The sequence below is a fragment of the Lentimonas sp. CC4 genome, assembly GCF_902728235.1.
Lineage (GTDB): Bacteria > Verrucomicrobiota > Verrucomicrobiia > Opitutales > Coraliomargaritaceae > Lentimonas.
In genome coordinates this window covers 1647639-1670647 of record NZ_CACVBO010000001.1, presented here as the reverse complement: position 1 = coordinate 1670647, position 23009 = coordinate 1647639, and the positions used below count along the sequence as shown (strand labels likewise).

General features: G+C 51.8%; 20 protein-coding genes. 6 read left to right on the top strand and 14 right to left on the bottom strand.

What is annotated here, in order from left to right; translation table 11 throughout:
* Nucleotides 1-285: 285 nt before the first annotated feature.
* The gene (locus GZZ87_RS07355) at nucleotides 286-1746 is read right to left on the bottom strand and encodes a Do family serine endopeptidase (RefSeq protein WP_162027961.1); all 1461 of its coding nucleotides are present in this window, start codon (nucleotides 1744-1746) and stop codon (nucleotides 286-288) included.
* A gap of 249 nt (nucleotides 1747-1995) precedes the next feature.
* On the opposite strand from GZZ87_RS07355, the gene GZZ87_RS07350 reads away from it, so the two are divergent.
* The 4 genes from GZZ87_RS07350 to GZZ87_RS07335 all read left to right on the top strand — a co-directional run bounded on the left by GZZ87_RS07350 (nucleotide 1996) and on the right by GZZ87_RS07335 (nucleotide 9772).
* Complete coding sequence (locus GZZ87_RS07350) at nucleotides 1996-2412, top strand: Rrf2 family transcriptional regulator (RefSeq protein ID WP_162027962.1); 417 nt, start codon at nucleotides 1996-1998, stop codon at nucleotides 2410-2412.
* Between the two features lie 129 nt (nucleotides 2413-2541).
* Nucleotides 2542-3666 (top strand): hybrid sensor histidine kinase/response regulator, encoded by a 1125-nt coding sequence (locus GZZ87_RS07345; protein WP_162027963.1) that lies wholly within the window; start codon nucleotides 2542-2544, stop codon nucleotides 3664-3666.
* Nucleotides 3667-3699: 33 nt separating this feature from the next.
* Entirely contained in the window at nucleotides 3700-7248 is a 3549-nt protein-coding gene (locus GZZ87_RS07340; protein WP_162027964.1) for a hybrid sensor histidine kinase/response regulator, read from the top strand.
* A gap of 43 nt (nucleotides 7249-7291) precedes the next feature.
* Entirely contained in the window at nucleotides 7292-9772 is a 2481-nt protein-coding gene (locus GZZ87_RS07335; RefSeq protein WP_162027965.1) for a TonB-dependent receptor, read from the top strand.
* A gap of 232 nt (nucleotides 9773-10004) precedes the next feature.
* Here GZZ87_RS07335 and thrC read toward each other — a convergent pair whose 3' ends face one another.
* On the bottom strand, nucleotides 10005-11357 hold the full coding sequence (thrC, locus tag GZZ87_RS07330; RefSeq protein ID WP_162027966.1) for a threonine synthase: 1353 nt from the start codon (nucleotides 11355-11357) through the stop codon (nucleotides 10005-10007).
* Between the two features lie 202 nt (nucleotides 11358-11559).
* Between thrC and GZZ87_RS07325 the strand changes: the two genes are divergently transcribed.
* Nucleotides 11560-12762: an NnrS family protein gene (locus tag GZZ87_RS07325; RefSeq protein WP_162027967.1), complete on the top strand. Its 1203-nt coding sequence runs from the start codon at nucleotides 11560-11562 to the stop codon at nucleotides 12760-12762.
* Between the two features lie 121 nt (nucleotides 12763-12883).
* Here GZZ87_RS07325 and GZZ87_RS07320 read toward each other — a convergent pair whose 3' ends face one another.
* The 12 genes from GZZ87_RS07320 to GZZ87_RS07265 form a co-directional block, all read right to left on the bottom strand.
* A complete protein-coding gene (locus GZZ87_RS07320) occupies nucleotides 12884-13264 on the bottom strand; it encodes a VOC family protein (RefSeq protein WP_162027968.1) in 381 nt (126 codons plus the stop codon).
* A gap of 9 nt (nucleotides 13265-13273) precedes the next feature.
* Nucleotides 13274-14674 (bottom strand): M20/M25/M40 family metallo-hydrolase, encoded by a 1401-nt coding sequence (locus GZZ87_RS07315; RefSeq protein ID WP_244648108.1) that lies wholly within the window; start codon nucleotides 14672-14674, stop codon nucleotides 13274-13276.
* 622 nt (nucleotides 14675-15296) lie between these two features.
* Entirely contained in the window at nucleotides 15297-15860 is a 564-nt protein-coding gene (locus tag GZZ87_RS07310; RefSeq protein ID WP_162027969.1) for a hypothetical protein, read from the bottom strand.
* Nucleotides 15857-16597: a hypothetical protein gene (locus tag GZZ87_RS07305; RefSeq protein WP_162027970.1), complete on the bottom strand. Its 741-nt coding sequence runs from the start codon at nucleotides 16595-16597 to the stop codon at nucleotides 15857-15859. Before GZZ87_RS07305 ends, GZZ87_RS07310 begins: the two co-directional genes overlap by 4 nt.
* Nucleotides 16594-16908, bottom strand: coding sequence for a hypothetical protein (locus tag GZZ87_RS07300; protein WP_162027971.1), 315 nt, complete (start codon nucleotides 16906-16908; stop codon nucleotides 16594-16596). Before GZZ87_RS07300 ends, GZZ87_RS07305 begins: the two co-directional genes overlap by 4 nt.
* Nucleotides 16909-17080: 172 nt before the next feature.
* Nucleotides 17081-17347 carry a Txe/YoeB family addiction module toxin gene (locus tag GZZ87_RS07295; RefSeq protein ID WP_162028067.1) on the bottom strand — a complete coding sequence of 89 codons (267 nt, stop codon included), beginning with the start codon at nucleotides 17345-17347 and terminating at the stop codon, nucleotides 17081-17083.
* A complete protein-coding gene (locus GZZ87_RS07290) occupies nucleotides 17344-17586 on the bottom strand; it encodes a type II toxin-antitoxin system Phd/YefM family antitoxin (RefSeq protein ID WP_162027972.1) in 243 nt (80 codons plus the stop codon). Before GZZ87_RS07290 ends, GZZ87_RS07295 begins: the two co-directional genes overlap by 4 nt.
* Nucleotides 17587-17906: 320 nt before the next feature.
* On the bottom strand, nucleotides 17907-18251 hold the full coding sequence (gene cutA / locus GZZ87_RS07285; RefSeq protein ID WP_162027973.1) for a divalent-cation tolerance protein CutA: 345 nt from the start codon (nucleotides 18249-18251) through the stop codon (nucleotides 17907-17909).
* 3 nt (nucleotides 18252-18254) lie between these two features.
* Nucleotides 18255-18566, bottom strand: coding sequence for a hypothetical protein (locus tag GZZ87_RS07280; protein ID WP_162027974.1), 312 nt, complete (start codon nucleotides 18564-18566; stop codon nucleotides 18255-18257).
* Complete coding sequence (locus GZZ87_RS07275; RefSeq protein WP_162027975.1) at nucleotides 18556-18837, bottom strand: BrnT family toxin; 282 nt, start codon at nucleotides 18835-18837, stop codon at nucleotides 18556-18558. The genes GZZ87_RS07280 and GZZ87_RS07275 overlap by 11 nt, the downstream gene beginning before the upstream one ends.
* Nucleotides 18838-18921: 84 nt before the next feature.
* Nucleotides 18922-20376, bottom strand: coding sequence for an FAD-linked oxidase C-terminal domain-containing protein (locus tag GZZ87_RS07270; protein WP_162027976.1), 1455 nt, complete (start codon nucleotides 20374-20376; stop codon nucleotides 18922-18924).
* 174 nt (nucleotides 20377-20550) lie between these two features.
* The gene (locus tag GZZ87_RS07265; RefSeq protein WP_162027977.1) at nucleotides 20551-21699 is read right to left on the bottom strand and encodes a response regulator; all 1149 of its coding nucleotides are present in this window, start codon (nucleotides 21697-21699) and stop codon (nucleotides 20551-20553) included.
* Nucleotides 21700-21838: 139 nt separating this feature from the next.
* Between GZZ87_RS07265 and ychF the strand changes: the two genes are divergently transcribed.
* Complete coding sequence (gene ychF, locus GZZ87_RS07260; RefSeq protein ID WP_162027978.1) at nucleotides 21839-22942, top strand: redox-regulated ATPase YchF; 1104 nt, start codon at nucleotides 21839-21841, stop codon at nucleotides 22940-22942.
* Nucleotides 22943-23009 lie beyond the last annotated feature (67 nt).

The following is a 23009-nucleotide window of genomic DNA, read 5'->3' as shown; positions in this document are numbered from 1 at the left end:
CATTCGGGAGGGACGAGCTCTGCCTCGTCTTGCAGTGTGCTGCTGCATGGGTTGAGTGATTTGGTTCTGTGCTGAGGCTCGGCAGACGGCGCGGAGGCCATCCCTCCCAAAGAAACCCACACATTCAACAGATCCGCATGAGCCGCAGCCGTTTTTAGGTTTCAAAGCTCCCCCCTCAAGTCTCAGCTCTCAAGCCTCACCATCATTCCTCAAGACTCAGCTCTCAAGCCTCAGCTCTCAAGTCTCAGCTCTCAAGTCTCAGCTCTCAAGTCTCAGCTCCCCCCATCATTCCTGAACATACAGGGCGATGAAGTGATTCGTGCCAGAGCTCCAGATATAGAGGCGATTCGCTCCCACTTGCAGTTGCGCTTCAAGGTCCTCGGTAGTCGTCACGGCGTTTCCGTTCACCTCGACGATCACCATGCCACGAGCCAATAACTCGGAGTATGGCGACTCTGGCAGCACATCACCAATGCCGACGCCATCGACGTCATCTGGCAGCGACCAACCTTTGCGCAGTCGACTATCAATCGACAGCAACTGCACGCCTTCGAGTATACTTTGCTCCACTTCTAAACTGGCGACGGAACCAGTCAAACTGCCTAACACGACAGGCAACGTCAGCGTCTCGCCCTGACGAATCAGCGTCACCTCGACCTTACGGCCTGGACGCATTTGAGAAACTGCCAGACGAAGCTGCGGAGCCGATTTGATATCAACATCATCAACTTGCATAATAATATCGCCATGGCGGATGCCCCCCATCTCTGCCGGCGAATCCACGATTACTTGATTCACCAAAGCGCCACGCGTGGATGGCAATTCAAAGGCATCTGCCAAATCCGGAGTCAAATTGACGGGGATCAAACCCAGCAACCCGCGTGGCACTTCGCCCGACTCGATCAAATTCGTTACCACGTTTAGCACCATGTTCGAAGGAATCGCGAACCCAATACCGATACTCCCGCCGGAGCCAGACACAATCGCAGTATTGATCCCGATCAAGCGCCCCGCAGCGTCGATCAACGCACCGCCGGAATTACCCAAATTTACCGACGCATCTGTCTGAATGAAATTCTCATACGAACCAGGCCCCAAAATTTCCCCTCCTGAGTCACGCCCGAGTGCAGAAACGATGCCTTGCGTCGCAGTCAGCCCAACATCCAGCGGATTCCCAATCGCAAATACGATGTCACCCACGCGTAGCTTTGCACTATCCGCAATTGTCACAACCGGCAGCGACTCTTCTGGCTCGATCTTCAAGACAGCCACATCTGTTTTTTCATCCGATCCAACCAGCGTGGCCACATACTCGACATCATCACTCAGGCGCACACGGATCTCATCCGCAGCTCGCCCACGTTGCACTTGGATCACGTGATAATTCGTTACAATGTAGCCGTCCTCCGAAAGTATCACCCCCGAACCGACCCCGACTTGCTCCATACGCTCTTTCGATCCGTCTGACTGAGACTGTGGTGCTGGCCGACCAAATTGACGCAACAAGTCCTGCAAGCCCTGAGGGGCACGTTGATAATATGAGGGCTGAACGAGTCGCGACGTATAGACTGCCACGACCGACGGCGTGGCTTTATCAAGCACATCTGCATAGGAAACCACTGGCGTCTCACCAATGGACGCCACTGCCCTAGAGTCTTCGACGACTCGAAGTTCTGGATTTTTCTGCGCCGCAAACAACGACGAGACAATGACACCACTAAAGAATAGAAATAAGGTAGGTTTCATAATAGAAGATTGGTTCAGTGAGTTCGACAGAAGTCCAACAGCTCGGTTCCACAAGATCAACGCTTTGAAAAAAGAAAACAATCCCCCCGAAAAACCCTAAATCAAGCTAGTGATAGACAAACGGTTGGAGCTGTGTTTACTATGAAAAAAATTGTAATGCGTCTTCAATAACGGTGCACTTTTTGCTGGAATGCCTCACATCGACCTCAGACAGTCCGTCCTTACTCTTCTTTCCAAACAATACCTACCATGCTTTCACTCTCAACCACAACTGGCTATGCAATACGCGCACTGAGCTGCCTCGGAGGCCCTGATGGCCCACCGATGCTGGTCAAAGACCTCGCAGCGCAATCCGATGTCTCAAACTTCTATCTAGCGAAAATCATTAGCCGCCTCAGCGAAGCTGGACTGGTCAAAAGCAAACGTGGCTACACCGGTGGCGTGCAACTCGCACGCCCAGCAGAAGAGATCAGCCTACTGGATGTGAGCCGTGCAATCGACGGCGAGCAGTGGACTGAAGGGTGCCTGCTCGGGATGGCACAATGCTCTGACGAGCGCGCATGCCCACACCACCATTTCTGGAAAAAAACGCGTTGCGAGATTAAGAAAAACTTAGCCGAAACATCGCTAAAGGACTCCGCCGAGTTTGAAGCCCGGAAAAAATAGCACAAACTCAACGTTATGGGCAAAAAACTTAACGTAATATACCCAGAATCAACCCTCGTAATTCGCTTAGATTCGGCCTAAGACTAAGGAATACCACCCACTACTTAGTATTTAAAACACACGAATAGGATGGAATGCTCCCCCCAAGCCACGGAAGAAACCAAAATCCTGATTGTAGATGATGAGCCACAAAATCTGCAACTGGTTGGCGAAATTCTACGACGAGAGGGCATGCGTTTTATCTTTGCGATCAATGGCGAAGAAGCCTTCGAAGCCGCTAAAGAACAACAACCCACCCTCATCCTGCTTGATGTCATGATGCCTGGGATTGATGGGCTGGGTGTCTGCAAACAACTCAAGGCCGAAGAGCAAACCGAGCATATTCCTGTCATTTTCTTAACGGCAGCCACAGAAGTCACCGATCTGGTCAGCGCCTTTGCTGCTGGCGGCGTGGACTACATCAAAAAGCCCTTTATCCGCGAAGAACTGCTAGCCCGTGTGCGCACGCACATCAACTTGCACGTCATCCAGCAGCAACTCAGCACGCTCTACCAGACGAAAACGGAGCTACTCACCACACTCGCGCACGACATAAAGAACCCGACTAGTGCGATTCAGGGTCTGGCCCCGATAATGATCGAAGACATCAAAAGCGGGAACTGCAGCACAGATGAGCTCTGCTCCATGCTCGAACTTATGGGCGAAAGTGCCCGCGGCATGACTGAGCTAGTGAATGACATCCTCAACGAAGAAACACAGAAGCACGGTGAAGCGGCTCCACTCACCGAAGCACGGACCAACGCAGGCGAAGTCATCTCCCATTTGGTTCGACTCAATTCGATTTCAGCGAAGGAAAAATCAATTCAACTCAAGCATGATCTAGCATTCGAGCCCTTGGTGCGCATCAGCCGCCGTATTTTAACCGAGATGTTTGATAACATCATTTGTAATGCTGTGAAATACTCACGACATGGCTCGGAAATCACCATCCGACTGGATCCGTTAAATTCATCCAAAACGGGGTTTCGCTTCGAAGTCCATGACCAAGCCGCGCCGATCCCTGAAGAAACAAGGGATGCCCTGTTCAAAAAATTCCAGAAAGGCCCCGAAGCCCCACTGGGCAACAGCTCTTCACATGGCATTGGCCTCGCAATTGTAAAACGTCTAGTCGGCCTGTATAAAGGCCAGATCGGCGTCTACGGACGAGATGACATCGAAGGCAATGTGTTCTACTTGGAAATCCCCACCCAGTGATCGGCCGACTCTGCACCGCTCAGGCTACTCCACATGTTTGCCAGTCAACTATCCACTTCACACTTTATCCACTGCATTCTCGGGCATTTGCGTAGCACGCTCATTGTCGCGCTCCTAGCGATCGTTTCGTCAACACTCTCAGTTGCCGCAATCACCCCGCTTGAAGATTACGTCATCAAGAACCTGACGTCCGACGATGGACTGCCGATGAACCAGTTGAACTATCTGGCTCGCTCGGAACGTGGCTTCCTCTGGATTGCAAGCTTCGAGGGCCTGATCCGCTACGATGGCGTCGAATTCGACGCCATCACACACCAAGACTATGCCGAACTAAAAGGCGGCGCCTTTGACGTATTAGTCGATCGACACGACAGTGTATGGGCCTTCGACACGAACCACCGCTACCTCTTCCGCTACAAAGATGGCGAGATGTCACACTGGGAAACCAGCACGCACACCAAAGTCGTCGACTACACACTATTTAAAGATTGGCAGGGCGATATTGTCTTCCTCGGAGGAAATCAATTTTACTACATCACCGATGACGCAATCGCGGAATATCCAATTCCAGGGCTCAACGGGCAATCCGTCCACCACGCACTCTTTGCGGATGATGGCAGCCTATGGATCGCCGATCCACAGGAAGGCCTAAGCCGTATCAACAATGGCCAAGTGACAGCCTTCTCTCCTAGAGAGATGGGTGCCGGCTCGAATCGCATCGTCAATTTCGAGCAAGGCCTCAACGGTTCCATCTGGGCGATCACCAGCAGCAACGACCTACTCCATTACCAATCGGGCAGCTGGCAACTCTACCAAAACAATCTACTCGCTAAAAGCGGACAAGTCCGTGACATGCTAACAGAGGCGGATGGCACCGTATGGATCGGCTCTCAAAGCGGCATGTTTCGCTACAGCGACGGCACGATCGATAAGCTCGCTCAAGACGACACTCAAGATGACGATCACATCTTCTCGATTGCACTCACACAAGAAGGTGGTGTTGCATACACCACGTTTAACAATGGATTAAAGCTGCTCCAGAAGCGCTTATTCAAGACCTACACCGAGCGCAACGGACTGCACCGAGGAGTCGCACGCTGTATCGTCCCTTACCCCAGCGGAGGCTACCTAATCGGCTCCACAAACGGGGTGGATCACATCAACACAGAGTCAGACACAACAAAAGCACGGTTCCCTAATTTACGCGGGATCGACATCACAGACATTCGCATCATCACCCCGCAAGACATCTACTTCTCCAGCTATGGCCAAGGACTGTTTCACTACAAAAACGGAAAAATAAGCCGCACGACTCAAGAGCACGGTCTCACCTCCGACACGATCTACAGCATGGAACAGACCGCAGACGGGCGGCTCATCTTAGCCACTTACTACGGTCTAGATATCTACCACGGCGCCACGTTATCAAATATTTCGATCGAAGACGGACTACCCTCCAACATCGCACTGTCCCTATTTTCCGACTCACGAGATCGACTCTGGGTTTCGTTAGCATCCGGAGGCCTCTGCTACCTTCAAGAGAACACGCCGGTGCATTTCACAAAAGGCACCGAGCTCGCATATGCCACCGTATTCCACCTCAGCGAAAACAGTTCAGGAACAATATGGGGAGGCTATAGCGGAGGCATCTTCCGCATTCGTAATAATGAGCTGAAAGTATTCAATCTCACCGGCATCTTCCCACGCGCAAATATTTTCCACGTCTGGGATGATAATATAGGAGGCCTCTGGCTCACATCAAACTCGGGCCTCTATCAGCTAGAGACAAACTTGTTTGAACAAGACGAACTGCCCAAACAAATCCCATTCCACAGCTACCACAAAGCCAATGGATTGCCTTCGAACAATGCCACAGCCATATCCCATGCGCATATGGACGACCAGTCATTCTGGGTGGCGTTCAATGGTGGAGTGGTCAAAGTAGAGCCCGACAAAGCTAGCTCGGCCCCATTCATTCCGAAAGCAGTCATCGACGAAGTAAACGCAGACGGGGAACTCATAATATCACACTCTATCAATCAAGCCCCCACCATCACCTTTGAGCCCGGCTTGCAACGGCTACGTATTAGCTACACCGCACCAGCTTTCCAAGCCACGACCCGCAGGACCTTTCACACACGCCTACTCGGCTTTGAAGACTGGGAGACGACCTCACGCCGAGAAGCAGTTTACACGAACCTTCCTCCAGGCGACTATACCTTCCAAGTCGGCACAGGAGGCCATGATGACGATAGTATACACTCGATCGATGCGGTTCTGAATTTCGTAGTTAAACCCTATTTCCATCAGACCATCGCTTTCTACATTTTGGCTGCTTGTGGGTTCCTACTTATCGGTTATTTGATAAACTTCCTCAGACTACGCGCATCTAAACGCCACCGTAAGCGTCTCAGCATACTGGTGGAGGCTCGCACACGAGAACTACGACGCCAAAGTGAAGAACTAGTCATCGCCAAAGAGCACGCCGAATCCGCAAATCGGATCAAGAGCGAGTTCACCGCGAACATCAGTCACGAGATTCGCACTCCGATGAACTCGATCATGGGCTTTGCTGACATTCTCAAAGAAGAGGTCAGCGACACCGCTCATAAAAACTACCTAAGCGCTATTCTCAAATCAGGTGACACGCTCCTCACGATGATCGGAGACTTGCTCGATCTCTCAAAAATCGAAGCGAACAAACTAACCCTCAGTCCACGCCCAACCGATCTAATCGCCAACTGTAAAGACACTCTGCAAATGTTCCAGCCCAGCTTGGCCGAAAAAGATGTTACACTGGAATTCCATCCAGAACCGACGATCCCAAACAAGCTAATAATTGACCCCTCTCGCTTCAGACAAGTCCTCCTCAACCTCGTTGGCAATGCCATCAAATTCACAGATAAAGGCACAGTCTCCATACATATCAGCCTCGTTAAAATCACCGAACATCATGCGCACATTCGCTGCCTCGTCAGCGATACGGGCGAAGGCATCCCCGAAGGTCAACTCAAACGAATCTTCAATGCCTTCGAACAAGCCAGCCGCGACCACACACGCACAGAAATGGGCTCTGGCCTCGGGTTAGCAATCTCCAAACGCTTGGTAGAAATGATGGATGGTAGTATCTCAGTCCGAAGTAAATTCGGCGTTGGATCAACATTCACCATCGACTTACCGAACCTAGAAATCCCGCCGAACCAGAGCACCGACATCCCAACAACGACACCGGCCACGCCATACGAACCAACGATCCAAGTCGCACCTAAAACCGAAGACTTCTCCACTGAGGAGCTGGTGGAGGCATTTAACAATGGCCCTTTTTCAACAACTGACCGATCCAAATTGATCCAACTGTTTGAGACGACGCTGATTCCAGCACTTAAAATGATCGACATCGAGGAGCTCATTCTCGCCAAAGTTCATATCGTCGAAATCAACTATCGCTACGATCACCCAACCCTGACTAAGCTCTGCCTCTGCATCGATCATTATTGTGAAACCCTATCCATCGCAAAAAGCCGCAAACTCCGCCTCCAACTGATCGAAATGATCGCGCAACTCGACCTGCCAGCCGGCTAAGCGTAGGTCATCCGCAACACACTACCCAACGACCCAACTACCCATGACGATTCGACCGATCACACCAACTGGACTGTGGTTCTATTACCTCTGCCTACCACTCACTTCGATTCTAGCGGAAGAGAGTATCCAGCAAACTGATGAGGCCGAAATGGAAACCACCGTATTGGAAGACTACATTGTCTACGCCCCCATCCCACTGGAAGAAAACGTCCTACCCACCGCTCGCCCCGTCAATTCAGTCTACGGCTCCGACATGAGTGTATTAGACACTCCGCGTAACATCACCATCATTTCAAGGGAGCAACTCGATGCCATCAGTATCAGAGATCCACGCGACTTCGCAAAACTCACCACCTCTAGCTACACTGGCTCCAACTTCGGGGCGCCGACCACGCCCAGTATCCGCGGTCAAATTGCCGACACACTTGTCAACGGCATGCGTAAAGGCATGTCGAATAACGGCAATGGTATGCCGCTAAATTTCAACTCCGTCGAATCCGTAAGCATCCTCAAAGGGCCGCCCTCAGTGATGATCGGCGTCTCTCAATATGTCGGCGGTTACGTCGACCTCATTACAAAGCGCCCCACCTTTGACGACAACTACGGTTACGCCACCGCCACCGTGGACAGCGAAGGCATGCAACAACTCGAGATCGATCAAAACATCGCAATTTCCGAGACACTTGCCGTCCGCTTCAGTATCACAGGCGAAGACAGCACTGATTATTACTGGGACGATTATAAACGCCAAACCACCGCTATCTACGGCGCACTCACATGGGCTCCCAATGAGAACTATCAACTGGATGTGAATGGCGAGTATTTCAATGCCAACTACACCGAGAACTGGGGCATTAATCGTCCGACCGATGATCTACTCGACCACGGCACTTACGTCACGGGCAAAGGCACCACCTTCGGATTTGGAGATTCGCTCACCACCGATGGCACGACGAAGATCGATAGAGAGACACGTCTACACGGCGATGGCGACGACTCCAATGGCGACTACTTCTCACTGCAAGCGATCCAGACCTTCACAGCCGATCCAGATGTCACCATCGTCAACAACAGCCTCTTTCAATACTGCGACCGCGACACCTTCAGCTCATACCAATATACCGAACTGCTACGCGACAACTACCGTTTCGAAAACCGAACCGAACTCCGCACCGAAGCGGAGTTCCTCAACTTGCTGCACAAGTTCAACGTCGGCCTCAGCTTCAGCTATCAAGACGTCTGGGCAGTCAACGACTATTACCACGAACCCGCCAACGCGTGGGATCTCAGCCGCCCCTACTCGGAAGTCGGACTCACCGATCCAGAAGTGTTTTATACAGGCGGCTTCTACAATGCATTTCCTGTCCACGGACAATCTGGCCGCGGCAAGTTATCAGGGTTCCCGGGTTCGAACTCTAGCGATTACTTCATCTCCGGCACAGGCGACTTCGTGCTCGGCAACAACGACTCCAACGACTCGCAGATATCGACCGCAGGCTTATTCATCGAAGACGAAATCAACCTGACAGAGCAACTCATCCTACTGGTCGGCGGACGCCTCGACTTCGTGCACGTAGAATCCGAAGACCCTATGTTCGGCGACATGATTCGCTACTTGCAGCGCGAGAACCCAGGCAATGACTACTCTGGCGTCGAAAAAGCAAAAGATAGCCATGACGATTTCATCCCGAACTTCAACGTCGGACTAGTTTACAAACTCACCCCCACTCAAAGCTTGTATGCGAATTACAACTACAGCGAATCGATCCCATCCGACCTCGGAGGGGGGATAGCCCTGAAAAACGGCGGTGAGAATAACGGTAAAATCGACGGCGATAAGTTTGACCGAAAAAGCGAACTGGTCGAAGGCGGCTTTAAAGCCACATTCCTAGACAACACACTTTTCTATTCGGCAGACGTATTCTACCAAACCAGAACCGATACTCAGTCCCGCGGCGAAGATATCAAAGTGCAAATCACGGGCTTCGAAACCGAAGTCGCTTACCAAGCCACTCCAAAGTTTTACGTCGTCGCAGGCTATAGCTATATCGAGTCCATCTCAAAAAATGGACAGAGTGCCACACAAGCCCCGATTAGTTCGGTGAACAGCAACGGCGGCGTATATGCCTACGACACCTTCTACACCTTTGATGGCTACGATGCCCGCACTCCCGGAGTGCCACGTAGCATCATCAATGGACTCGTCGCCTATAAACTCACGGATAACCTATCCGCTACCTGCGGCATACTGATAACCTCGCCGATGGACTTGGGATTCAACGTGCCGGCCGAACACGTAGCAGGTGGCACTGGCCCCAAACTCGATTCCATCGAGATCCCTTGGCAATACTCCATCGATCTAGGCATGAAATACGAAACCGCCCGCTGGGCGATCTCACTGAAAATGCTCAACGCCACCGACGAGGAAAACTGGGGCGCAGTCAACAGCCTCTATGGCAATGACTCCGTTTACGCCGAACTACCACGTAGATACGAACTCGCCGCCACGATTAAGTGGTAGCAAAAAGTAGTTAGAAGCGTAGGGGTGCTGCTTGCCGTTTCGACAGGCTCAAGGCCCTGAGCTTGTCGAAGGGCGGCACCCGCGAAGGCAGCTAAAGTGTTTCAACTTCCTATGCGTGTGGCCTTTGCGCGGTCTTCGCAAGCAAAGCCCCTACAGACAGATCGAGAAATAGCGTGAATGCGCTGTTCACAAAAATGATGCGCGTGAGTATAGAAGCGCGCTGCTACGTTCGCTAAACATGCGCCCGCATGAAGGCCTTAATCGCCTCCGGAGTTGGCTCGACGGCATGCTTCACGATCTCGATTTGCTTCAGCGCCTCCAGCGACGGATGTGTCGAATCCTGCTGAATCGCATCCACAATCGTCTCAGGGAATTTCGCAGGATGCGCAGTCGATAGCACAATCTGCGGTCCTTCAAACTCACCCGCAAAGCCACACGCAGTGTGCGGGTCAGCCACGTAGCCATATTGCTCATACACACGCTTAATGATCGCACCGATCTCGGCGTCGTTCGTGCGGGAGCTGCTAAAGCCATCCGCCTTCAGATCTTCGAACACGTATTTACCCGTATCCTTAAAGGTCTGGATAATCTCACGCACCTTCGCGGAATCACAATCCTCCGAATAATAGAGGAAGCGTTCAAAGTTCGAAGCGACCTGAATGTCCATCGACGGCGCAAGGCTCGGTGCCACGTCATCGAGCTGATAAGTGCCAGTCTGGAACAGACGGTGTAAAATATCATTTTGGTTCGTCGCTACGCGGAAGCCCTTGATCGGCACTCCCATGCGCTGCACTAACCAACCGGCCAGCACATTGCCGAAGTTCCCCGTCGGCACCACGAACGTCGTCTCATCGCGCACTGCTTCCGGCAAGCGGAAGTAAGCAGAGAGATAATAGACACACTGCGCCAAAATACGCGCGAGGTTGATCGAATTAACCGCCGACAGGCCGACTTCAGCCGCAAAAGCATGGTCTTCGAACACGGTCTTCATCGCCGCCTGTGCATCGTCGAAGCTGCCCTTGATCGCGAGCGGAAAGACATTGTCCGCACCCGTGCAAGTCATCTGACGCTCCTGCAGCGGCGACACACGGCCATCCGGATACAGGATAAAAGTCTTCACACCCGTCTTACCGAGCAGGCCATGAATCGCAGCCGCACCGGTATCGCCCGACGTCGCACCCAGCACCGAGATCGGATTGCCCGTGCGCGCGATTTGCGCTTCGTAAAGGTTACCCAACAGTTGCAGCGCAAAGTCCTTAAACGCCAGTGTCGGCCCGTGGAACAGCTCCAGCACGAACAACTCGTCGCTCAGCGTTTGAATCGGTGCGATGTCCGCATGATCGAACTTCGTATAAGAGCGCTCGACGATCCCCTTCAGCTCGGCACGGTCGATATCCGTCGCGAAAATCGCAAAAAACGCCTCACACAATTCAGCATAGCTCAGAGTCGACCATTCCTTGAGGTAAGGCGTCAGGTCGGGCAATGCTTCAGGTAGATACAAGCCACCATCCGGCGCAAGCCCTTGAGCCACCGCCGTTGAGAAAGAAACAGGAGGCACCTGGCCGCGTGTGCTGATATATTTCATGGAAAAGAAGTCTGAATTCAGAGCAAAAGAGTCAATCCACAAGTGCAGGAGTCTGAACCCTAATCGTAATCCGACTCTGAACCCTAATCCCTCTCAAAGCCCGTATCCACAACTCACAAGAACAAGTTTAAGAGCATGATTAGGATGAAGACCTTAAAAAAGATCGCAAATCACACAATTAAATACAAAACAGTAGTTAATTATGTGCCAGTCTGATAACAACGCCCTCACTCGCCTGAGTGAACCATTCCGCCTCTTCTTCCCCGTCGGCGTCCTATGGGGCATCATCGGCGTCGCGCTGTGGCCGCTGTTCTTTGCCGGCGCACTCAACTACTATCCAGCACTCGCTCACCCACGCCTGATGATCGATGGCTTTGCGGCCTTCTTCATCTTCGGATTCATGATGACCGCTGGGCCACGACTCCTAGGCGCACCCGCCTTCGGATCGAAATGCATCTGTGCAATCTTCGGACTGGCCTGCCTGTCCAACCTAGCCTTCGTTTTCAATCAACTGGCGCTAGGCGATACACTCTTTGCCCTCGCGACGCTGGCACTCTTACTCAAGGCCTACCGTGCTTACTGCGCCCGCACCGATATGCCACCGCCGGGCTTTCCGCTCGCGGCACTCGGCCTGATCTGCGCCTGTGTCGGTAGCAGCCTCCTGGCTCTGACCGCCACGATCTGGCCGAACGCGACCGCCTATGCGCTTGGCAAAATCCTCCTTTTCCAAGGCTTCACGATGTTACCCATCATCGGTGTCGGCGCGTTCTTCTTCCCTAAAATCATCGGCGGACAGAACCGTCACGACTTCGACGAGACGATGACGCCGAGTGCCGAGTGGAAACGCCGCTTTCGGCAGAGCATCTTCGCCGCAATCGGATTTGCGCTCTCCGTTGTCATTGAGCTATCCGGACACATCACCACCGCCTATACCCTACGAGTGCTCACACTCACGGCCTACATCATTACACAACTCCCATGGATGGAATTCCGCCGCAAAGAGCGCATGCATGGCCTGCAGCTGATCTTCGCCCTAAGCACGATCGCCATCGGCCTAATTGGCGCAGCATTCTTTCCTGGCTACAAGGTCGCCTGGCTACACGCCTACTTTTTTGTCGGCCTAACAGGCACGATCTTTCTAGTCTCGCTGCGCGTGGTCTTCGGCCACAGCGACCGCCCTGATCTAATCCGCAAAAGCGTCAAAATCTTTGCATGGGTGACAGGCACACTCATCCTAGCCGCATCAACACGCATCGTCGCCGACTTCCGCCCGGACCTACGCACCACGCATTACATCTACGCATCCGCCCTATGGCTCATCTGCGCAATCGTCTGGCTGGTCTTCGTCGCTCCGAAAACCAAGCCACCGAAGCCACTGCTCGCGAAAAAATCGTGTGATTCGTAGTTAATGGACCCAAAGAAAGTCCACCGAAGATGCAAAGATAGTTAACCACCCGCTGCGCTAGAGAACACGGAGAGCACAGAGGAAAGAACACGACGCCAGCGGTATGGCAGAAAACCTACCATCACGCCCCGAACTGCTCGGCATACTCCGCATTCAGCAGATCAAACAGATTTCCGTCGGGATCACGCACTGTCACCACACGTCCACCCCACGGCTCATCACGCACCTCGCCGTTAAACTGCACACCTTGCGCCTGGAGTTCGGCATACAAGGCGTCCACGTCTTTGACATAGAGCTGAAGTCCCGTATGCGCGCGGTTGAACGGCTTCGTCCATTCGTAAACGTGAATGCCAAAGCCCGCACAATCAAACCGTGCAAAACGTGAAAACGCGTCCTCTCCCTGCTTCACCAGCGGCAACTCCAACACATCCCGATAAAAGCGTAGTGACGCCTCAAAGTCCGATGCGGGAAATGCGATAAAACCTGCCTTTTCAATTTTCATAAGTCAAAGCTACACCCCAGCGATATCGCAGAAGATCTGCTCAAACGCGGTGATCGCATTCTCCATCAACTTCAGATCAAAGCCCTCGTCCGGTGCATGTAGATTATCGATCGGCGTGAAGAGACCCACCATCAAGGCGTCGAGCCCTGCACGTTTATTGAAGTCTGCAATCACGGGGATACTGCCCCCCTCGCGCAAGTAAATCGGCGCGTTGCCAAAGCATTGCTCAATCGCGCGATCGGCCGACTTAAACGCACGTGCCAACGCTTCTGGTTGATCCGCAGGCGTGTTCGGACGCTCTGGCGGCACCGCCAAATACGCTTCCGCGACCGGTCCTCGACGCACATTGAGCGTTACACCTGCCGGGCAGAGGGCCTCAATCGCAGCAACGACTTGATCCTGTGTCTTGTGAGGATCTTGATTCGCCACCAAGCGACAGGTCACCTTGGCAAAGGCCTCACTCGCAATCACGGTCTTCGAACCTTCGCCCTGATAGCCGCCACCGATCCCATTAAACTCTAGCGTCGGCCCAAAGCGCACCGCTTCAAGGGGAGTCAGACCATTGGCCGGATAAAATGCAGGGACATCAAGCATCGCTTGATAACTCTCGACCGTCTCCGGATAACGCGCCAACTCCGCGCGTTCCCAATCGAGCACCGGCAACACATCGTCGTAAAACCCTAGCACATTCACACTGCCATCTGGATTGTGTAGCCCCGCGCAAATTTCCATCAATGCCTGCAATGGATTATACACTGCGCCGCCGTGGATGCCTGAATGCAGATCGCTCTTTGGGCCACGCACTTTGATTTCCAAATCCACCAAACCACGGAGTGCCGTCGTAATCACGATCTGCTCAGTGTTTGGGCTCCCCGTATCAGAGACTAAGATAAAGTCTGCCTTCGAAATACGCTCTGCATACGAATCAAAAAACTTCGGCATGCTCGGGCTACCGATCTCCTCCTCGCCCTCGATCACATATGTGATGTTGAGTGGTAGATCTGGATGCTTCGCCAACACACGAGCCAATGCCGACATATGCACAATTGTAGGCCCCTTGTTATCGGCCGTGCCACGACCATAGATACGGCCATCACGCACCGTCGGTTCAAACGGCTCACTCGTCCATAGTTCAAACGGATCGGCCGGTTGCACATCGTAGTGCCCGTAAATCGCAATATGTGGCCACGCCGGATCGCCAAAGCGCTCAGCCAAGAGAATCGGGTGCAGTTCTGTCTCCACCACTTCCACCTTAAAGCCAAGGTTCTCCAACAAGCCAGTTGCATACTCACGCGCTCCTTTCATGCCATCGGCATAGGCCGGATCCGTCGAAACGGAAGGAAAACGAATATAATCTTTAAGAGCTTCAATCGGATCAAACATGCGCACAATCTGATCGCTGTTTTTCACAGGTCAAGTGGGGAGCTTGCGGAAAATCACTCGTAGCGTGCAGCTTATAGTAACTCGTGTGCGGTGCTGGCTCTGAGGCGCTGAACGTTTGTAAAGCTCGATGCCATTGCATATTAAAAAATCAGATAGGATGACGTTCTAATCTTGGGTATTTTACGGCCACAAAGAGGCACTTCCGAGCGCAGCGATAATCAACCGAAGGGCGAAGCCCAAAATACACAAAAACGACTGCGGTTTAGTTTTTCGTGCTTCTTCGTGCCTTTTTGTGGCTGAATCTCTGCGCTCTAGGTTTTAATTATCCCCGAAAAGTAAACAGATATCGAGACATGCAATGGCATTGTGCGACAGCGGCACGCTACGAAATTTGACAGTATACTGGCGCGCATCAAAATTTGTGATTTTTAGCTTAACCCATTGGGGAGTGGCGAGCTTCGTCTTACGGTGTGCTGGTGCTTTGGTTCCGTGCTGAGGCTCGGCGGACGGCGCGGAGGCCGTCCCTCCCCGAGTAACCCACACATGCAACAGGTTCGTATGAGGTGTGTCACTTTTCACAAATCATGATGTATGCAGGTATAACTAAGGTCTCTTTGAGCTCAATGGCAATCATCGGTGGACCCTACGCTCACAGCCAGTCTCGTGAAGCATCTCGCTTTTCAATCGCCATCAGCATGAGGCATACGATCAAACCGGCGAGGCCGCCAATATAGCCAGCGTTATGAATTAAGGCGACCGATACAAAGTTCGCAGGTTCGGTGACTTGAAGATATGTTACCGTCGGTTCCCAGTAAGAGTAATCAGAGGAATGGGTCGCACCCAAAATGAACCCTGTAATACCGCCAATCATCGCACTGCCAAAGATGATTCCGAAGCCTTTGAAGCTTTTTCTGTAAACATCTTTAAGCGGCCAAGCGGGGAATAGTAGCCGTGCGATCAACCAAGCTGAGAAGAAGCCCACCCACCATGTCGCCATGAAACCGACTTCAGCCACGAATACTCTTTCAGGTAGCCCGAAATTTGCATAATCGAACTGCTCAAATTTCAATTTTGTAAAATACTCGTGTGAAATGGAATAAGTAATTTGGTCGTGCACGATGCCATAAGCGCCTGCAATCAATGTGCCAATCACGCTCAGCCCGAGCATGTGCGGCAATCGCTTCAGCGGAAACTTTGGATACAAGAAGCTCATTGATCACCTCCCTCTGCCCTTGCCCTCACTGCCAATAAAGCTTCTTTCATCGGAAAACACTCAAAGAGCAGAATCAAAGGCGATAAAACTAGATGCGAGCAATACAGCACGCCGCGGCTCCAAAGAGTCATCAGCTTCAATTCAGACGCGTCACGAATCACTCGATCTTCTAAGTGCTTCGGATAGGCGACTTTGCTAACGTTCATTTCCTTCGCGGCTCTCTTCATCTGAGAGATGCTGCTAAAGGGATAATATTTCTGCAACCAGCGGTCGGAGTCTTTATGTTCCTGTGCACTAAACAGTCCGCGAGTGCAACGGTCTCGAACGATCCAAATTGGTATTGAAGCAAGTGCACCAAGCGCTGTGACCATAAACCAATGGTCACCTTGTAAAAACATCCATATCTGGAGCGACAATACCGCAAACGCAACTGCTTGAGTCAGGTGCCAGCCCGTTTTATTTTGATCTTCATACAGGTCAGCAATACTCAGCCCTGAATCTAAGAATAGCAGCACCCGTTGGAAAAAGTCCCACTCTTCTTTACACGCGACAATCTTGTGATCTTTGCAATCGTCATAGCAGAACCATAGAATGGAAATTACTTCTTTGAGACTGCCATCTTCCTCACTGCATTCAATCGCTTGAAGACGATCATCCAACTCAAACGCAGTGATACTTTCATCGAGATAACTCTCGAGACATGCTTTGAGCTGCTGCCTGGCGGTCATATCGATCATATATCCGTAGAAACTCTTCCCAGCGCTTTCACATGCTTAGTTGACAGAAGATGCTCCAAAGAAATTTCGATCGGCGCATCAAACTGATTATCAAATGAATCGACTAAAACAATAGCAGCCACGCGCCGATATCCGGGCAGGTGGTTCATGCTTTCTTTAATCTTCTGTATTTCTAAAACAGTCCCTGGCTGTAAAATGCTTTCTGACAGAATTTCACGACCAGTGATTCGCCCAAGCTCCACAGGAGAGATGCTATAATAATCAATGACATTCCCATATCCAGGTGGTGCATTGACTCCCCAAATATACATTTCAGTCCTTACAACATAACGACTCTTCACAAACGAAGTATATTCGAATTCATGACTGACGTCTTTATAGTTTAGGACGCATCCACTGAACATAAGGGATGTGACGAATATGCTGATTATCAATATGTGTTTCATTCCTAAAACAGTCCTCGCAGTAGATCCATCCCTTAAATCACTCTCCATAATGTGTCCACATTCGGATAATTTTCACGACCTGCTCGTCTTCGTATACTTGATACACGATTCGATGCTGAATATTGATACGCCTCGAATAGCTTCCCTGTAGATCGCCAACCAAGGCCTCATCGCCAGGCGGTGCTTGAAACGGGTCTTCCTTTAGAATTTCTAGAATCTCCAGTGCCTTTGCTTTGAGCTGACTACGCGACAATTTGTTCGCGTCTTTTTGCGCCAGCTTCGTATAAACCAATCGATAGTTCACCATTCGAGTGACTCACTGCAGTCTTCAATTTTTTCATTCATCCCCTCTACGATCGATTCCACCATCCCCGGCACCATGCTCAGATGCATGGTCTCTGAAATCGCCCGCCAATCATCCTCTGCAATGAGCACCGCGTTACCACGCTTACCTGTGATCTGAATCGGGACGTGTGATTCATTCGCCTCGTCAATGAGGCTGTAGAGAGTATTGCGAGCCTTCGTGGCAGTGATCGTAGTCATGGCTAAAAGCGTGCGCAATTACGTGCGTCTGTCAATGTGTCTTTTTATGACGAAAGTAGCAGCGGCATCCTGCCGCTGTCACTCACCCAACAAAGCGGCTGGAAGCCGCTATACTGGTGCGCACCATAATTTGTGAAAAGTGCATTCATACTATTTCGCAATCTTGATGTAGGGGCTTTGCTTGCGAAGACCGCGCAAAGGCCACACGCATTGGAAGTTGTAAAACTCTATCTACCTTCGCGGGTGCCGCCCTTCGACAAGCTCAGGGCCTTGAGCCTGTCGAAACGGCAAGCAGCACCCCTACGCCAGATTCTTCGATTTCACAAATCACAATACTTGATCCGCGTGAGTTTACTCTCCCTCGCCCACTTTAAATACGTGGGTGCGACGTGCTCGGCCCGGGCGACTACCCATTGCGGCACGTCGTAAGGGTGATGTGCATCGAGATACGCGTTCACCTCCTCAGATTTCGATTCAGCGAATTTCACAATCAATCGCCATTCAGCATCCGACTGCACTGCCCCCTCCCAGCGATAAACAGATGTCACGCCCGCATCAATCTGCACGCAGGCCACAAGATCGGACTCGACTAACCCGTGCGCCAGTTGCTGCGCCGCAGCCTCGGAGTCGACCGTCGTCCAACCGATTAAAAGTGTGTCAGGCATGATTCACTCCTCAGATTTCGTCTGGTTATAAGCGGCACCATCTTCAAACAACACGCTATTGATATCCTTCGATACGTAGCGGTGCAGAATACTGGAAATTAACGTCTGATACGGCATGCCATACCGATTTGCTCGCAACTGCAATGACTCCAAATCACGCGAGGAAATTCGAATATTAATTCGCTTGTCCTTATTCAGCGTCTCACGAGCTGATGCTTGCAACTGCCGAACTTCCTCTGCTTCTGGAATATGAAGATCGATGCCTCCGCTCTCATCCAGGTCTACTAATTCTTTTTCATAATCATCAAACTTCATTGGATCCTCCTCTCAAAAACTGTTTCGTCGCTTTTCGGCTCGGTATAATCGTCTTCAGGAATTTGCTTTCACCCGATTCAACATACGGAACCAAATATACATAATCGCCCACCCGAACGTAGAAAATCTTCTGGTTTGGGTATTTCTCAGAATTTGGATGATCGGCAACAGCGAGCACGTCGCCACGTTCAACATGAAACACGATATCCTGAAAACCGATTCCTCGTGTTGCGCGCAGTTCCGCATCTTTATCATCCGACCAATCAAACACCTCAACAAGCTACGTGATGTGTGCCGAATGTCAACAGGCCATCAAACTCTAAACCGATCCTCTTACTAACCCAGCGATCAGCAACTACCGATGATCCCAAGGTAGCGTCACTTTGACGGGTTCATGATCCCACACTTCAAAGGGCTCGAAAATCTTGCCTGGATTTAAAATGCCCTTCGGGTCGAGTGCGGCTTTGACTGCCAGCATCATCGCAATCTCAGGTTGGGTGTGCTGCATCTCCATGAACGGAGCCTTCGCTAAGCCAACGCCATGCTCGCCGGTGATCACTCCGCCGAGGTCGACGACTTTTTGCATCAATTTTTTGATGCCTGCCTTCGCCTTTGCTGCGTCCTCGGGGTTGGAACGATTATACATGATGTGCACATGTAGGTTGCCATCGCCGGCGTGGCCGAAAGTCGGTGTTGCGAGGCCAATTTCCTTTTTCAATGCGATGGTATAGCGAATCAACTCGGCCTGCTTCTGAATCGGCACGACCACGTCTTCATTCAGCTTGGTATCGGCAATCGAGAACATCGACTGCGAACAAGTGCGCCGCACTTTCCAGAGCTCTTCGGCCTTGGCATCGGTGCGCGCTTCACGATGTGCCAGCGCACGGCCCTCCATAAACTCGAGCAATTTGGCGCGTTGCGCACGCACCTCTGCGGGGCGACCATCGACTTCGATCAATAAGATCGACGCGCGTGGGCACTCAGCAAAGATGGTTTTCTCGGTATAGCGCTCCGCACAAGTCACGGATTGACGATCGAGAAACTCAAGAATGGAAGGGTTCAGTCCAGCTTCAAATAACGCCGCGACGGTCTTGAGCGCAGCGGCTTCGGACTTAAAAGCAAACATGCCAGTCCAGCGTTTTTCGGGTTTTGGAATGAGCTTCAACGTCGCCGAGGTAATCACACCAAGCGTCCCTTCCGAACCGATCAGTAAGTCCCGAAGGTTGAGACCTGAGACATATTTCTTGAGCGCGAGTCCGAGTTTAAACGGACTGCCATCGGCATAAAACCCTTCGAGTCCGAGCACATAGTCGCGCGTCACGCCATACTTCACACAGCGCAGACCGCCGGCGTTGCAGGCGATGTTGCCGCCGATGGTCGAATATTTTTTCGACGACGGATCGGGCGGATAAAAGAGCCCGACCGCTTCGACTTGCTCCTGAATGTCCGCGGTAATCGCGCCAGTGCCGACCGTCACCATGCGCGAAATGGTATCGATTTGGACCTGGTTCAGCGCCGAAACGTCGAGCACCCAACCACCTTTGAGCGGCACCGTAGAGCCCGTCGCGGACGAACCCGCACCACGTGCCGTCACAGGGATCACATACTTATGCGCGAGCTTCAGCACTGCGCCAACTTCCTCGGCAGCCTGCACCTTGATCACCGCATCCGGCATAAACGACAGCCGCATATTATCAAGTGACGCAGCGAAGCAGCTGTCTTGGTCGACGAACACACGCCCTGGTAACTTACGGCGCAAGGCCTTCAATGCAGTTTGACTCGTAGCCTGAGGAGGACTCTTAAATTTCATGAGGCGGTGGTATAGATCGTGGATCGACTGAATACAAACAAGAAGGCAGTGATACAGGCATTCCTGCCTGTTGCTGATGCTCAGAGACAGACAGGACGACTATGCTCAGTGACGGACAGGACGACTTATGCTCAGTGACAGACAGGAATGTCTGTTTCACTCACTTCTCACTTCTCACTTCTCTGGCACCGCGAGCAGATTCGTATCCAGCTCGATGGTGAATCGTGCGCCTGAGCGATCTTTACGATTCTCGGCATACACGCGCCCACTATGCGCCTCGGCGATCTTCTTGCAAATCGCTAGCCCCAGTCCCGTGCTGGTTTCATTGCCAGTCGGTTGCACCGATGTTTTACCGAAATCGGTAAAGAGCTTATGCATTTCATCCTCTGGAATACCAGGACCTTCGTCTTCGACGGCGATCTTCAAAAGACCATCCACATGCTCCGTCACCACTCGAATGAATGAGCCAAACGGCGAATATTTTACGGCATTACTCAGTAAGTTATCCATCAGGCGACGGAATTGAGTCTTATCTAGCATCAATAAGTCTGGCATCCCGCGATCATCCAGCTCCAACTTGATCGACTTCTTATTCGCAGTGAATTGATAAATATTGAGCGAAGAAGACACCACCTCACACAATTGACAAGGCGCTGCTTCCGAGCGCTCTTCCCCACTTTCAATTACCGAAAGATCGAGTAATTCGTCAACCAAGTGCAACATCGAGCTAGTAGTCGTTTGGATCGTATCAGCGATCTCCTTCTGCTCATCATTGAGCGGCCCACTCTCCATTAGAAACTCAGACAGGCCGCGAATCGAAGCCAGTGGATTGCGCAAATCATGCGAAGCCATACCGATAATACGGTTTTTCGCAAAATTGGCCTGCTTCAGCCCGTCGATAAATTCGCGTTGAAAGCGCATCAACACACGCATCTTTAAATGATTACGAATACGTGCCAATGCCTCGTGGCGATTGATCGGCTTCGTAATATAGTCGCAACCGCCCGCATCGAGTCCTTCGACGATTGAGCTGGTATCAGAACGGCCGGTCACAAAAATGATCGGCACCTCGCTCAAGCTCGTCATCTGCTTAATCTTGCGACAGGTAATAAAGCCGTCGATCCCGTCCATCACGACATCGAGCAAGATCAAGTCAGGCTCATTCGCCTCGATACACTCAATCGCACCTTCACCAGAGTCGGCCTCATCGACGACAAAACCACTGCGCTCCAAGACTCGGCGGAGCAACTTACGGATGATCTCGTCATCGTCCACAACAAGGATACGTGATCCTTCTGTATTAATTTCTTCGGTTTGGTTCACTAGAGACTAAATAGTAGGCGTGATTAACTGCCAGTAAAAGAGGTTCACCCACCGAAAGTCAACCAAAGGGAATTCGCAGAAATATTCTGCGACGATTTAACATTGCACCCGAGCGCCTGCATCGCATTTTCTGACGGCTATGCTTCAAGCTGGTATCGTAGGTCTCCCCAATGTGGGCAAAAGCACACTGTTCAACGCTCTTACGCGCACGCGTAAAGCTGAGTCGGCAAACTATCCGTTTTGCACGATCGACCCCAACGTGGGCGTCGTTCAAGTGCCGGACAGTCGCCTTGAGCCGTTGCGTGAAATTTCCAAGACCAACAAGGTCATCCCTGCTGCGATCGAGTTCGTCGACATCGCAGGCCTCGTCGCAGGTGCGAGTAAGGGTGAAGGCCTTGGCAACAAGTTCCTCGCCAACATTCGCGAGGTCGATGCCATCGTGCACGTCGTGCGTTGCTTCGAGGACGATGATATTATCCACACCTTGGGCACCATCGAACCACTACGTGATATTGAGATCATCAATACCGAGTTGATTCTATCGGACATCACCTCACTGGAAAGCCAGCAGGAGAAACTCGTTAAAAAAGCACGTGGAGGCGACAAAGAAGCAGCCGAGAATGTCGAGTTGATCGAGCGCCTGCTCCCTCACTTAAACGAGACAAAGCCGGCCATCACACTGGAAATGAACGAGGACGAGCACATCGTGCTCAAGCGCCTGTGCCTACTTTCTGCGAAACGCGTGCTCTACGCCTGCAACGTCTCCGAAGCCGAATTGGCGGATTACTCCGCAAATACACACGTCGCCGCAGTCGAAAAATATGCCGCAGAGCACCACGGTGCGGGCACTTGTGTGATCTCCGCCGCAGTAGAAGCCGAGTTGATCGACTTCGAAGGCGATGAAGCCACAGAATATCTCGAATCACTCGGCATCACGGACTCTGGAGTCTCACTCCTCATCCGTGCCACTTACGATCTACTCGGCCTCGCCTCATATTTCACCGCTGGCGTGCAAGAAGTGCGCGCATGGACTTTTAAGAAAGGCATGAAAGCACCGCAATGCGCAGGCGTGATCCACACCGACTTTGAACATGGCTTTATTAAAGCCGAAGTCGTCGCCTACGACGATCTAATCGAATTAGGCAGCGTCGCCAAAGCTCGCGAAGCCGGTAAATACCGCCTTGAAGGCAAAGACTACGACTTTAAAGACGGCGACGTCGCACTCTTCCGATTCAACAACTAAGCTCAGGCCCAGACTCGGCCGGATCACTTTAGCGCCTGCGATATCCTCTCATTCGCGAGGCTTATGG

Bases quoted from the DNA above. Each gene is read 5' to 3' on its own strand.
- GZZ87_RS07355 (WP_162027961.1), bottom strand. From the start codon at position 1,746: ATGAAACCTACCTTATTTCTATTCTTTAGTGGTGTCATTGTCTCGTCG.
- GZZ87_RS07350 (WP_162027962.1), top strand. From the start codon at position 1,996: ATGCTTTCACTCTCAACCACAACTGGCTATGCAATACGCGCACTGAGC.
- GZZ87_RS07345 (WP_162027963.1), top strand. From the start codon at position 2,542: ATGGAATGCTCCCCCCAAGCCACGGAAGAAACCAAAATCCTGATTGTA.
- GZZ87_RS07340 (WP_162027964.1), top strand. From the start codon at position 3,700: ATGTTTGCCAGTCAACTATCCACTTCACACTTTATCCACTGCATTCTC.
- GZZ87_RS07335 (WP_162027965.1), top strand. From the start codon at position 7,292: ATGACGATTCGACCGATCACACCAACTGGACTGTGGTTCTATTACCTC.
- thrC (WP_162027966.1), bottom strand. From the start codon at position 11,357: ATGAAATATATCAGCACACGCGGCCAGGTGCCTCCTGTTTCTTTCTCA.
- GZZ87_RS07325 (WP_162027967.1), top strand. From the start codon at position 11,560: ATGTGCCAGTCTGATAACAACGCCCTCACTCGCCTGAGTGAACCATTC.
- GZZ87_RS07320 (WP_162027968.1), bottom strand. From the start codon at position 13,264: ATGAAAATTGAAAAGGCAGGTTTTATCGCATTTCCCGCATCGGACTTT.
- GZZ87_RS07310 (WP_162027969.1), bottom strand. From the start codon at position 15,860: ATGAGCTTCTTGTATCCAAAGTTTCCGCTGAAGCGATTGCCGCACATG.
- GZZ87_RS07305 (WP_162027970.1), bottom strand. From the start codon at position 16,597: ATGATCGATATGACCGCCAGGCAGCAGCTCAAAGCATGTCTCGAGAGT.
- GZZ87_RS07300 (WP_162027971.1), bottom strand. From the start codon at position 16,908: ATGTATATTTGGGGAGTCAATGCACCACCTGGATATGGGAATGTCATT.
- GZZ87_RS07290 (WP_162027972.1), bottom strand. From the start codon at position 17,586: ATGACTACGATCACTGCCACGAAGGCTCGCAATACTCTCTACAGCCTC.
- cutA (WP_162027973.1), bottom strand. From the start codon at position 18,251: ATGCCTGACACACTTTTAATCGGTTGGACGACGGTCGACTCCGAGGCT.
- GZZ87_RS07280 (WP_162027974.1), bottom strand. From the start codon at position 18,566: ATGAAGTTTGATGATTATGAAAAAGAATTAGTAGACCTGGATGAGAGC.
- GZZ87_RS07270 (WP_162027976.1), bottom strand. From the start codon at position 20,376: ATGAAATTTAAGAGTCCTCCTCAGGCTACGAGTCAAACTGCATTGAAG.
- ychF (WP_162027978.1), top strand. From the start codon at position 21,839: ATGCTTCAAGCTGGTATCGTAGGTCTCCCCAATGTGGGCAAAAGCACA.